The sequence below is a fragment of the Pseudomonas sp. HS6-2 genome, assembly GCF_049325675.2.
GTDB lineage: Bacteria > Pseudomonadota > Gammaproteobacteria > Pseudomonadales > Pseudomonadaceae > Aquipseudomonas > Aquipseudomonas putida_N.
Genome location: NZ_CM143906.1, coordinates 3463320 through 3475381, shown reverse-complemented (window position 1 = coordinate 3475381; position 12062 = coordinate 3463320). Strand labels below are relative to the sequence as shown.

At 58.4% G+C, this 12062-nt stretch carries 10 protein-coding genes and 1 pseudogene; 9 read left to right on the top strand and 2 right to left on the bottom strand.

The features are described from left to right. Positions 1–34: 34 nt before the first annotated feature. On the bottom strand, positions 35–2251 hold the full coding sequence (locus ACOKS3_RS16130; RefSeq protein WP_422763650.1) for a putative bifunctional diguanylate cyclase/phosphodiesterase: 2217 nt from the start codon (positions 2249–2251) through the stop codon (positions 35–37). 739 nt (positions 2252–2990) lie between these two features. Here ACOKS3_RS16130 and clpK point away from each other — a divergent pair. The 7 genes from clpK (at position 2991) to ACOKS3_RS16095 (ending at position 9864) form a co-directional block, all read left to right on the top strand. Further along, positions 2991–5762 carry a heat shock survival AAA family ATPase ClpK gene (clpK, locus tag ACOKS3_RS16125; RefSeq protein WP_103447582.1) on the top strand — a complete coding sequence of 924 codons (2772 nt, stop codon included), beginning with the start codon at positions 2991–2993 and terminating at the stop codon, positions 5760–5762. 59 nt (positions 5763–5821) lie between these two features. Then, on the top strand, positions 5822–6292 hold the full coding sequence (locus tag ACOKS3_RS16120; protein ID WP_103447581.1) for a phosphate-starvation-inducible PsiE family protein: 471 nt from the start codon (positions 5822–5824) through the stop codon (positions 6290–6292). A 189-nt stretch (positions 6293–6481) separates the two neighbouring features. Next, on the top strand, positions 6482–6655 hold the full coding sequence (locus ACOKS3_RS16115; RefSeq protein ID WP_258035862.1) for a hypothetical protein: 174 nt from the start codon (positions 6482–6484) through the stop codon (positions 6653–6655). Between the two features lie 21 nt (positions 6656–6676). After that, positions 6677–6937: an Hsp20/alpha crystallin family protein gene (locus tag ACOKS3_RS16110; protein ID WP_258035861.1), complete on the top strand. Its 261-nt coding sequence runs from the start codon at positions 6677–6679 to the stop codon at positions 6935–6937. A gap of 27 nt (positions 6938–6964) precedes the next feature. Beyond that, a complete protein-coding gene (locus ACOKS3_RS16105; RefSeq protein WP_103447580.1) occupies positions 6965–7336 on the top strand; it encodes an Hsp20/alpha crystallin family protein in 372 nt (123 codons plus the stop codon). A gap of 26 nt (positions 7337–7362) precedes the next feature. Continuing rightward, complete coding sequence (locus ACOKS3_RS16100; protein WP_103447579.1) at positions 7363–7866, top strand: Hsp20/alpha crystallin family protein; 504 nt, start codon at positions 7363–7365, stop codon at positions 7864–7866. A gap of 216 nt (positions 7867–8082) precedes the next feature. Continuing rightward, the gene (locus ACOKS3_RS16095; protein ID WP_103447578.1) at positions 8083–9864 is read left to right on the top strand and encodes a monovalent cation:proton antiporter-2 (CPA2) family protein; all 1782 of its coding nucleotides are present in this window, start codon (positions 8083–8085) and stop codon (positions 9862–9864) included. A gap of 378 nt (positions 9865–10242) precedes the next feature. On the opposite strand, the pseudogene ACOKS3_RS16090 reads toward ACOKS3_RS16095, so the two are convergent. Further along, positions 10243–10413: pseudogene (locus ACOKS3_RS16090) on the bottom strand (FAD-dependent oxidoreductase); the annotation flags it as partial. 510 nt (positions 10414–10923) lie between these two features. Here ACOKS3_RS16090 and ACOKS3_RS16085 point away from each other — a divergent pair. Both ACOKS3_RS16085 and ACOKS3_RS16080 read left to right on the top strand, forming a co-directional pair. Continuing rightward, positions 10924–11466, top strand: a complete 543-nt coding sequence (locus ACOKS3_RS16085) for a redoxin domain-containing protein (RefSeq protein ID WP_019751018.1) — start codon at positions 10924–10926, stop codon at positions 11464–11466. A gap of 11 nt (positions 11467–11477) precedes the next feature. Then, entirely contained in the window at positions 11478–12017 is a 540-nt protein-coding gene (locus tag ACOKS3_RS16080) for a DsbA family protein (RefSeq protein WP_070086726.1), read from the top strand. The last annotated feature ends 45 nt before the right edge of the window (positions 12018–12062 follow it).

The window sequence follows — 12062 nt, the reverse complement described above, 5'->3', positions numbered from 1 at the left end:
GAGGAGTTGGCCTTTTGGTTGTTGACTAACTTTGTTAACTATAGGTTTTCTGATCGGCCAAGAAAACCCTGAGCGCCTCATGCGACATGGGTCTAGCAAAGTGATATCCCTGGAAAATATCGCATCGACCACTTTCCAGGAGGTCCACTTGGGGCGCAGTTTCCACGCCTTCCGCGACCACTAACAGGCTGAGGTGATGGGCCATCGAAATAATGCCTTGAGTGATTGCTGCATCGTGTGGATTCGTCGATATATCCTGGATGAAGGAGCGATCAATTTTTATTTTGTCTATTGGCAAGCACTTGAGATAACTCAGGCTGGAAAATCCCGTGCCGAAATCATCCAGCGCAATGCGTACGCCCAAGTCTTTAAGACGGTACAAGGTTTCAATTGCTAGTTCAACGTTATGCAGCAAGAGTGACTCGGTTATCTCTAACTCCAATTGCCCGGCGCTAAGCCCGTACTTGCTCAGTACTGCCTGGATACATTCAACGAATTGACCACGCTGGAAATGCATGGGCGAAATATTTACGGCCATCGAGATGCCGGTGAAGCCCTGATCACATAGGTTGCGCAACTGTGCACAAGCCGTATCGAGAACCCAAAGGCTCAGAGGGATAATTTGACCGCTGTCCTCTGCCACGGGTACAAATACCGCTGGAGAGATGAATCCTTTGATCGGATGCCTCCAACGTAACAACGCTTCGATTCCGACCACATGCCCCGTGCGCGCCTCAATCTGTGGTTGATAATGCAGGCTAAACGACTTGGTCTCGAGAGCCTTCTGCAGGTCATTGCGCAGGCTTCTATGCTCGCAGATTCGTTGGTTTAGATCGCTGGTATACCACTCAAAGTTGTTGCGACCTTGTTGCTTGGCTTTATACATGGCCATATCAGCCTGCTGGATCAATTGCATTGGCTGCTCGATGTGACCGTCGCTTAGCGTGATACCGATACTTGCGCTTACGTGCAGGTCAATGCCATGGATGCAATAGGGTTTGCCAATGTTGGCCAGCAGTCGCTCGGCCACCGGCACAACGTCTTCGTCACGCAGCAGGTCCGTCAGCAGAACGACAAACTCATCGCCGCCCATGCGCACGACGGCATCAGCCGGACGGACCTGCTGGGTCATGCGCTGTGCCACCTCAATCAGCACCTGATCGCCGAAGCAGTGCCCGATGGAGTCGTTGATGGATTTGAATCCATCCAGGTCGATGTACATGACCGCCAGTTGACGCTTACGTTGACGGCTGCTGCGGCACTCCAGGACAAGCCGGTCTTCCAGAGACAGGCGGTTAAGCAAACCGGTCAGCCCGTCATGGCTGGCACTGATACTCAGCTGGCGCTCGTAATGCTTCTGTTCGCTGATGTCCCGCGCGATGCCGAAAACCCCAACGATCTCGCCATTGACCATGATCGGCAGGTTGGCGATATCCATGATCAACTGCTTGTCGTCGCTCTCGTCGCGGACCCTTGCCTCGAATCGCTGCGGCTCACCGGCGCGGGCTGCGGAAAAATGCTGATTCACTCGCGGCAGGTCTTCTTCGAACACGAGGTGAGAGAAATGATGACCGACAAGATCAGTTGCCGCGCCAGCTTTAAGCTTCAGGCCAGCCGGGTTCACACTCTGGATGTTGCCCGCCATGTCGAGGGCAAAAACCGGGTTGGGGTTAAAGGTAAACAATGAGCGAAACCGTTGTTCACTTTCCTCCAGGCGTTGGCCGTCACGCTCATGCCGGATCGCAATGGCAGCCAGTTGCGCCGCGCAGGTCAACCTTTGGATCTGCATCTCGCTTGGCGCAATCGCCTGATCTTGATACAGCGCAAACGTCCCAAGAACGGAGCCCTGATGCGAGAGTAATGGCAACGACCAGCAGGAGCGCAGATTGTACCCTAGCGCCAGACTGCGAAAACGCTCCCAGCTCGGATCCCGGGCTATGTCTGCCGTCACCACCAGCTCGCGCCGGTATGCCGCTGTGCCGCACGTGCCTTCCCGAGGGCCGATGGGCATGCCGTGGACCGCATCGTTGTATGCCGGCGGCAGGCCAGGCGCGGCACCTTTGAGCAAATGCTTGCCTTGCGCATCGGTGAGCAGTATCGAACACAGCGTACCGGGATCCTGGGCGTCGATCATCAAGCAGATGGCGGTGAGGATGTCGTGTAGTTGATGATTGGTCGCGATCATACCGAGTATGTCGCGCTGAGACTCGGGAAGCGCAATGCTGGGATAGCTTGTGCAGAAGGTGTTCATGGGGATTCCTGAGTACTTGCGAGGCCATCCGGTTCCCTGAGCGTCTGCAGAAGTGAGTGCCTGGGCGCAGTCCGATCGCACCCCGATAGCGAGATCTTATAAAGCAGTGGGCCTGCCACGAAAAAGAGTCAGGTGATCGTTAAAAAAACGTATCAGATGGAGCGCATGCGGCTGAATCCGGCTTGCAACGGCCTGACCACCGCCCGCTGATTCTCTGAGCAAACCGCAGATACTGCTTGACTTCCAGGCTACCGGGCGCAGACTTAAGCGAGTACTGTAAAAGTTCTCTTGGGCTGGCCGCATCTATTTGCGGCGCTCGCCCTCCCGCGCTTGCCTGCCAGGCATGCTGAAGCTGGCGCTGGACATCACGGATGCAGTGCTGGCTTTCCTTCGAATTGCCCGGTCTCAAGGAAAGAACATCCCGATCACGCGCGACTGCTACGAGAGCAGCAGAAGTGCGTCTTCCCTCGTGCCAAATGCTACAACGGCTGTTACCCGTGACGCTTGAACCGGCATGACGATGCCGAATAGGTTTTGATCAAGCGCCCAGTCCACAATGGGCTGCTGACGATCATCCCCGACGAGCGCGAAACGCGTGCATTTGCATTGAAGCACAGCCGTTCGATTCCGAATTGAAGCTGACTCGGAGATTCCATAGCCGTCGTCACGAAGGCCCACCAGCAGACGAGGAGCTGCGGCAGCCTCACCTCGTCGCCTCAATGATTCAAGGAGCGCCCGCATGGCCAGCAAACAGTGCCAGGTCTGTGGCCAACCCGCCACGACACGGGTGGAAGCCAAGGTCAATGGCCGCCACAGCACAATGCTGTTGTGTGATGATCACTATCGCCAATTGGTGCGCCAGCAAAAGCGTACCCTTTCTCCACTGGAGGCCCTTTTCGGCTCGCGCAGCAGTTTGTTCGAAGATTTCCTGGGCAGCGATTTCTTCCGCAACGGAGAAAACTCAGTATCCGTTGCCGCGGGTGCCGATGATGTGGCCGAAGCGTCGTCTGGCGAAGCTGCCCCCGCAGGGGGGGGCACGCCGCGGCGTCGCGGCAGCGGGCTGGCCAGCCGTATCAGCGAACACTCCGAGGCCCTGTTGCAGGAAGCGGCCAAGCGTGCCACGGAGTTCGGGCGGTCCGAAGTCGATACCGAACACCTGCTGCTGGCCCTCGCCGACAGCGACGTGGTGAAGACCATCCTCAGCCAGTTCAAGATCAACGTCGATGACCTCAAGCGCCAGATCGAGGCCGAAGCCAAGCGCGGCGACAAACCGTTTGAAGGAGAAATCGGCGTGTCGCCTCGCGTGAAGGATGCGCTCAGTCGCGCCTTCGTCGCCTCGAATGAATTAGGCCACGCTTACGTCGGACCCGAGCACCTCCTGATCGGGCTAGCAGAAGAGGGCGAAGGGCTGGCCGCCAACTTGCTGCGCCGCTATGGCCTCACGCCGCAGGCCCTGCGCCAGCGGGTAAACAAGGTGGTTGGCAAAGGCGCGGAGGATGGCCGCGCCGAGGCGCCGACGAATACGCCGGAGCTCGACAAGTATTCGCGCGATCTCACCAAGATGGCGCGCGAGGGCAAGCTGGACCCGGTAATCGGACGCGCGCAGGAAATCGAAACCACCATCGAGGTACTGGCGCGGCGCAAGAAGAACAACCCCGTATTGATCGGCGAGCCCGGCGTGGGCAAGACGGCCATCGTCGAGGGATTGGCACAGCGTATGGTGGCCGGCGAGGTGCCCGAGACGCTGCGTGACAAGCACCTGGTAGAGCTGAACATCAATTCCATGGTGGCCGGGGCGAAGTACCGGGGCGAGTTCGAGGAACGGGTGCACAAGGTGCTCAAGGAAATCTCCGAGCATCAAGGCGAGCTGATTCTCTTCATCGACGAGGTGCACACCATTGTGGGTGCAGGCCAAGGCGGTGGAGAAGGCGGTCTGGACGTCGCCAACGTCTTCAAACCCATGATGGCGCGCGGTGAGCTGAACCTGATCGGCGCGACCACGCTCAACGAGTACCAGAAGTACATCGAGCGGGACGCTGCGCTGGAGCGGCGCTTCCAGCCGGTCATGGTGCCCGAGCCAACGGTGGCGCAGACCATCATGATCCTGCGCGGCCTGCGCGATACCTTTGAAGCGCACCACAAGGTCAGCATCACCGAGGACGCGATCATTGCTGCCGCCGAACTGTCCGACCGCTACGTCACCGCGCGCTTCCTGCCGGACAAGGCCATCGACTTGCTCGATCAGGCTGCCGCCCGCGTGAAGCTATCGGCGACGGCCCGCCCCGTTGCTGTGCAGGAAATGGAGTCCGAACTGCACCAGTTGCGCCGGGAGCAGAACTACGCGGCTTCCCGCAAGCAATATGATAATGCGGCGCAGATCAGCAAGCGCATTGAAGCCAAGGAGGCCGAACTCAAGGAGCGCGTCGCGGACTGGGAGCGCGAGCGCGGTTCGGGCAGCGCCGAAGTCAAGGCGGAGCACGTTGCGCAGATCGTCTCGCGGCTGACCGGTATCCCGGTCAATGAGCTGACGGTGGAGGAGCGCGAGAAACTGCTGCACCTGGAGCAGCGGCTGCATGAGCGCCTGGTGGGGCAGGACGAGGCGGTACGCGCTGTGGCGGATGCGGTGCGGCTGTCGCGCGCGGGTCTGCGCGAAGGCAGCAAGCCCGTGGCCACGTTCCTGTTCCTGGGTTCCACTGGCGTCGGCAAGACTGAGCTCGCCAAGGCGCTGGCGGAATCCATCTACGGCGACGAGGGGGCCCTGTTGCGCATCGACATGTCGGAGTATGGCGAGCGCCATTCAGTGGCTCGGCTGGTGGGCGCGCCCCCCGGCTACGTCGGTTATGACGAAGGCGGCCAGCTTACCGAAAAGGTCCGTCGCAAGCCCTATAGCGTACTGCTGCTCGACGAGATCGAGAAGGCCCACCCCGACGTCTACAACATCCTGCTGCAGGTGTTCGACGACGGGCGACTTACCGACGGCAAGGGGCGTGTGGTGGACTTCACCAACACCATTATCATTGCCACGTCCAACCTGGGCTCCGACATCATTCAGCGCCAGCTGAAGGCGCCCGGAGCGGCGAGTGAGGAGTACGAGAAGACCAAGCTCGAGGTCATGGATGTGCTGCGCGGGCACTTTCGCCCCGAGTTCCTCAACCGCATCGATGAGATCATCGTCTTCCATGCGCTGGGCAAGCAGGAGATCCGCCACATCGTTGGCCTCCAACTCGAGCGCGTGGCCCGCAATGCCGCGAGCCAGGGCGTGACGCTGACGTTCGACGAGACGCTGGTCGATCATTTAGCGCAAGAGGGCTACAAACCTGAATTCGGTGCTCGCGAGCTCAAGCGACTGATCCGCAGCGAGCTGGAGACGGCACTGGCACGTGAAATGCTCGGCGGCGGCATTGGCAAGGGTGATCACGCCCATGCGCGCTGGGACGACAAGTCCGAGCGGGTCGGGTTCGACCGCCGGCAAGCCGTGCCGGCCGAAGAGCTCGACAGTGGAAATGCGTGAAGCGCAGGACGAAGGCTGCGGTTTCTCGTTGCAATGATCTTGCTGCTGAAGAGGTGAGCATGAAGGACAGCAATGAGCCCGAGAGCACGCGCATGCGATTGCGTCGCGAGTGGGCGATGTTGACGTTTTACGAGCGTTTCGAGCAAATCGTCGCCCACATTCTATCGATGGTGATCGCGCTGGTTATCGTGGTGTCGCTGGTGCAGCTGATCCAGATAGTCTTCAGCCTGCTGATCATCGACGCGTTCAATCCGCTGGACCACCGGATCTTCCAGAATGTGTTCGGCATGGTGATGACGCTGCTGATCGCAATGGAATTCAAGCATTCCATCGTGCGCGTTGTCTTGCGCCGTGGCAGCATCATTCAGGTCAAGACGGTCCTGTTGATCGGGTTGATTGCGCTGTCGCGCAAGATCGTGATCCTCGATCCCGATGTCAGCCCGGCCAAAGTCGCGGCGCTTGCTGGCGCCACCCTGGCCCTGGGGCTGACCTACTGGCTGTTGCGTGAGCGCGATGATCGAGTTGCCTAGGCTGTGTGTGAATGGCGCCGAGGCAAAGATTGAACGGGAAAAAGAGCGCGGATCTGTAATTCCATATTCGTTCAAACTGGGGCTTGAAAACCTCCAAATCGCTCACATAATTTCGTCGTCAGGGGCCGAAGCCCGGCGCTTCGCGCCTCCTGTTCGAGATCATTTCAGTCAGCTGGAAGGAGGATTGTCATGTACGAGTCCCTTCTTAATCTGTCGAGCGATCCGATTGCCGAGTTCGAGAGGCTGCAGCGCGAGCTGCAACATGTGCTGGGCACGGGGCTCGGGCGCCCAGGCAGCATTCGTGCCTTGGCCAGTGGTGCTTTTCCTGCAATCAATGTCGCGAGCACGCCGTCCAGCCTGTAGGTCTACGCCTTCGTTCCTGGCGTGGACCCGAGCGACCTCGATCTGCAGATTCACCGAGGTCTGCTATCGATTTCCGGCGAGCGTCGGCCAGCGCGCAGTGCTCAGGAGGGCAATTGCTCCGTGTATGCCAACGAGCGTTATGCCGGCCCCTTCAAGCGTACCGTGAGCCTCAATGACCAGGTCGATACCGACAAGGTCGAGGCCCACTGCCGCGACGGCGTCCTGCGCATTTCCTTGCCGCGGCGGGAAGCGCTACAGCCCAAGCGCATAGTCATTCAGTAACAGCAACGGTTTGAAGGAGGAATCACCATGAACGACAAACAAGCGGTCGTGCGCGGCGAAACTGAAACCCAAACACTGCTGCCGCGTGTCGATGTATTCGAAGACGAAAACGGAATCCAGCTGTTTGCCGATTTCCCCGGCGTGCCCAAGGACCACCTGGTAGTCAATGTCGACGGTGACACGCTTGTGCTGGAAGGGGAGATCATGCCGCAGTTTTCCCAACAGCTGGAGGCTGTCTACGCTGAGGTCCAACTGTCGCGATTCAGGCGCGCCTTCACTTTGAGCTCCGAGCTGGATACGACCCGGATCGACGCTGAGCTACGGGACGGCGTGCTGAACGTGCGTGTTCCCAAACATGCACATGCCCAGCCGCGCAAGATCGTCCTGAAAAGCGCGTAGGGCCTTGAGCGTGTGGAGGACGACCCATGGAAAAACTAGTTGAACTCAGACATGGCCTGGAGGAAACCTGGCATTCGTTGGGCGAGGGCTGGCGTCAGCTTCGCGATCGTACCAGCGAGGCCCTGACGCGCTTCACGCCAGTGAAGCGGAGCAGGGGTGAGTCGCAGGATGCGACCTCATCACCGGCGCTTGCCTCGAACTGGGGGCTGCTGGCCGGCGATCTTTACGAGGATGGTGAGCGGATCGTCGTTCTCCTTGAGATACCTGGACTGGTCAAGGAGGGCCTGAGTCTGGAAGTGCGGGGCGATACGCTGATCATTCGCGGTGAAAAGCGCGTCGAGCAGGAGCAGGGCAATGGGCATTATCGCGTCCGGCAATGCACCTTCGGCAGTTTCCGGCGCACCTTCCGGCTTCCTGTCGAGGTCATTGCCGAGCAGGCCAGTGCCACATGCAACAACGGTGTGCTGCGTATCGAACTGCCCAAGCAAGCGCGTGCGCGTGGCAGGTGCATCGAGGTTATACAACGATAGCCTCCGTTGCGCGCAGCCAAGGGGACAGCCCCTCGTCACCAGGATTACCCGCCCGCGACCTGCTTGCGGGCGGGTGATTCTTAAGTTGCTGCAGAGGAGGCTGCCGCTTCCCCACGCAGTGGATATTGCACCTCCCTGGCGAGCTGAGACACCCAGCGATAATTCGTCCGGTAATTTCTCCACAACCGGTCCTGACAGGGGCTGAGGGTCGAGGCCATGGCCACTGAAGGCAACGCAGGACTGTTGATGGGTGTCATCACGTTGCTCAGCGCTGCCGTAGTGGCCGTGCCATTGCTCAAGCGCATCGGCTTCGGCTCGGTGCTCGGTTACCTGCTGGCGGGGCTGATGATCGGACCCTTCGGGCTGCAGCTGGTCAATGACCCTCACACCATCATTGATGTGGGTGAATTGGGCGTGGTGATGTTCCTCTTCGTGATTGGCCTGGAGCTCAAACCCTCGCATCTGTGGGAGCTGCGGGCGCAGATATTTGGACTGGGCAGCCTGCAGGTGTTGATCTGTGCCGTTCTGCTCACTGTCGTCGGCAAGGCCTTTGGTTTCCCTTGGCAGGTGTCATTCGTCTGCGCGGCCGGTTTTGTACTCACATCCACGGCCATCGTCATGCAAGTTCTCTCGGAGCGGGGTGACTTGACCAAACCGAGGGGCCAACGCATCGTGTCCATTCTGCTGTTTGAAGATCTGCTGATAGTGCCCTTGCTGGCGGTGGTGGCATTTCTGGCGCCTACTGCATCGGTGCCCGAACCCACCTCACCCCTGTGGCAGCGCATGGCTACCGCAGCCCTGTCCCTGAGCGCACTGGTGGTCATCGGGTTGTGGTTGCTCAACCCTCTGTTTCGGGTATTGGCGCAAGCCAGGGCGCGCGAGGTGATGACTGCTGCCGCGCTGCTGGTGGTGCTGGGAGCAGCGCTGCTGATGGAAATCGGCGGCCTGTCAATGGCGATGGGAGCGTTCGTTGCCGGTGTGCTGCTGTCGGAGTCGACCTTCCGCCACCAGCTGGAGGCTGACATAGAACCGTTCCGCGGGCTGTTGCTGGGGCTGTTTTTTCTCGGCGTCGGCATGGCGCTGGATCTGCAGGTGGTGGCCAGGAACTGGCTGCTCATCAGCACTGGCGTGCTGGCGCTAATGGTGGTCAAGGCGCTGTGTATCTATGGGGTCGCGCGCCTCGCGAAAAGCCAGCATGGCGATGCGCTGGACCGCGCCGTGCTGATGGCGCAGGGGGGCGAATTTGCGTTCGTACTGTTTGCCGAAGCACTGAAACTCAAGGTCGTGAGTCCCGAAATCAACGCCAACATGACGGCTATCGTGGTGATGTCCATGGCCATTACGCCGGTCAACCTTGTGTTGTACAAGCGTTTTGCGCGGGCCCGGGCGGTTTCCATGGACGGTGTGGAGCCCGCGCAGAATCTCCAAGGCCATGTACTCATCATCGGGTTTGGCCGTGTCGGTCAGATCGCTTGCCAGGCGCCACTCGCTCATGGCGCCAAGCTTTCAATCATAGACATGGACCCGGAGGTGATTCGCGCCGTCGAGCCTTATGGTTTCAAGGTCTATTACGGTGATGGTGCCCGCCATGACCTGTTGCATGCTGCCGGGGCCCATCACGCCCGTACCATCATTGTGTGCGTGAATGACAAGAAGGCCGCGACACGCATTGTTGAAAGCACGCGGCACTATTGCCCGCAGGTGAAGGTGCTGGTGCGCGCCTTTGACCGCGAGCACGCGCTGGAACTGGTCAAGCACGACGCCGACTATATCGTGCGGGAAACCTTTGAATCCGCCTTGCTGCTTGGTCACCAGGCCGTGCTGACCTTGGGTGCCTCAGCGCTCGAAGCCGACGCGGTGACCGACGAGGTGCGCACACGCGATGCCGAACGTTTTGCCCTGGAAACATCCGGCGGTCTATTTGCCGGGCGAGCATTGGTCCTTGGAAATATCGAGCGCATTGATCCGCCGAAGCCTGAAGCGCGTGATACTCATTGAGCATGAGAACCTGACGGCAAGGTTGAACAGGGCCAGTTCACGATCCTTGTTTGCAATTTCCAGCCGTACTCTAATCGCCCAAATGTCCCTAAGCCGAAGCGGTGCTTTTGGCCGACCAGTTTGCCTTTGTTCCAGGATTCTCGAGATTTCGCGGTGAGTATGGAGATGATTCGTTCGCCACATGGTAGAAGACTAGGATGCATCTCTCAACGCACCTCCGGCCGTTTCCGGCCAAAAGCGGTCAGTGACAATATTCGCAAAGTCTGCCGCTCAGCTTCCCGAAGACCGATCTCGACTATTCGTTAGGTACAGCACCATCGCTGCGCGAGCCGCATCTTTGACTGCTGCTCCGCGCAGTGCTGCAATGGGGTCACGTTATCCGTATAGGATGTTGCTCCATGCGAGTGAATCTCCAAACACTCCCGACGCGATACCTTCAGCCTCAACCAAGGTGATATTCGCGCCTTTATCAGCCAGGTGTTACGCCAGCGAAGCGCCCACGATGCCGGCACTAATGACAACGACTCGTTTGTCCAGAGCATTTCCCATATCAACCTTCACTCTGTAGACCTGAAGGCGGTTTCAGTGTCTGCCTCTGGTCGATTTCTGCTTGTCGTAAGGGGTAGCAGTTGTCGTCCAGAAAGCAGATGTAAATTTGTCTGAAGTGGCGAAATAGCTGCCAAAATCATCGTGTTAAAACGCCGCCTGAAATGGCAGCAAGATAAGCGCGTGAGTGTTGTTGGCACTGGAGGGTAGCGAAAAATCGTTCAGCTACTACGGTAAGCGTCATCAACGACTATAGTCATTGGTGAGCCAGAGCGAATCTGACCATTCCCCTGCCAACCTGGCCTAATCCAATTCCGCGATTACACGGCGGATCTTCTTGTGTTCCTTGATGCGGAACGTGAACGTTTCGCTGCCGAAATCACTCAGGCTCAGGCTGAGATCGAGGCAGCGTTGTCTTTTTTTGAACCCCTTGATGGTGGATGGAGTTATCCCACCGGGCACGTCGCATCCCACTGAGCACGTCCCAACCACCCATCTATAAAGGTTCAAGCAATGAATACTTTAGAGTTCGATGATGCACAAAAAACCAATGGCGACCTGGTTCAGGGGCCGCTGCCGGCCGGCACTGTCGCGCCCGACTTCACTCTTCACGCAACCCCTGATCAACAGTTGTCGCTGCGTGAGCTAAAGGGAAATCCCGTGATATTGGCGTTTTATCCCGCTGACTGGACTTCGGTGTGCGGTGACCAACTGACTTTGTACAACCAGTTGCTACCCACATTCAGAGAATACGGTGCGGCGCTACTGGGTATCTCGGTTGACAGCGCCTGGTGTCATCAGGCCTTTGCCAAAGATCGGAATTTTCACTTCAGCCTGCTGGCCGATTTCGAGCCCAAAGGGGCTGTGGCACGACAGTATGGAGCGTACCAGTCCCAGCTCGGGGTTTGTAAGCGTGCGCTGTTCGTGATTGACAAGGACGGGGTGGTTGCCTGGAGCTACGTCTCCCCGATGGCAATCAACCCTGGTGCGGACGGTATTCTGGATGCGCTGGATGCTTTGGCGAATTCGCCACAAAGCACGCCAACCAAAAATTAACAGGTGATTAGATGGCCACTCTCAAAGTCCCGGTAAGTGCCAACGACCATCGCCAGGGAAGTGCGCATGCCAAGGTCACCTTGGTCGAATTTGGCGACTATGAATGTCCCTATTGCGGTGAAGCTTATTGGATGGTCAAGAATCTGCAACAGCATTTTCGCGATGACTTGCTGTTTGTGTTCCGTAACTTCCCTCTGACCACCGCTCACCCCCATGCATTGGGTGCAGCGGTCACCGCTGAGTATGCCGGGAGTCGAGGATTCTTCTGGGAGGCCCACGACGAATTGTACGAAAATCAGGATCGATTGGGCCTGCCGCTGTATCGCGCCATCGTTCTCAAACACGGCCTTTCCAGGGAGGAATTCGATCTTGCAATGCAAGAGGATACTTACATTCCCAAAATACAAGCCGATTTCAATGGCGGTGTACGCAGCGGCGTGAATGGCACCCCAGCGTTTTACATTGACGGGCTTCGCTATGACGGAGTTCCAGAGTTCATCGGGATGAGTCAGATGATTGAGCTTTTGTTAGTGCGTGGACGAAATCGCTAGAGAGCCAAATCGGCTTGGCATCACCCACATCGGAGCCGAGGAAAA